This is a genomic window from Serratia sp. ASV30 (assembly GCF_016428815.1).
Lineage (GTDB): Bacteria > Pseudomonadota > Gammaproteobacteria > Enterobacterales > Enterobacteriaceae > Chania > Chania fonticola_C.
This window is the reverse complement of the sequence record NZ_JAELTL010000266.1, coordinates 1-302: the sequence shown is the minus strand read 5'-3', so window position 1 is coordinate 302 and position 302 is coordinate 1. Positions and strand designations below refer to the sequence as shown.

Sequence of the window (302 nt, the reverse complement as noted above, 5' to 3'; positions counted from 1 at the left end):
CCCCCCCCCCCCCCCCCCCCCCCCCCCCCCCCCCCCCCCCCCCCCCCCCCCCCCCCCCCCCCCCCCCCCCCCCCCCCCCCCCCCCCCCCCCCCCCCCCCCCCCTTTTCACGCAGACGACGGCATACGAGATGATACCTCCTGTCTCGTGGGCTCGGAGATGTGTATAAGAGACAGCTTCAGCACGGCCCGCCACGGCAGACAACGGCATACCACCAGCCAGGCTCTTCGCCATGGTGATCAGGTCCGGTTTCACCGCATAGTGGTCCATCGCAAAAAGCTTGCCGGTACGAGCAAAGCCGGT

The 302-nt window shown here is 71.9% G+C and carries 1 protein-coding gene; it reads right to left on the bottom strand.

What is annotated here, in order from left to right; genetic code table 11:
• Positions 1 to 302 (bottom strand): aminotransferase class III-fold pyridoxal phosphate-dependent enzyme (locus JHD74_RS26850; RefSeq protein WP_233169713.1); only part of this gene is annotated, 302 nt, incomplete at both ends.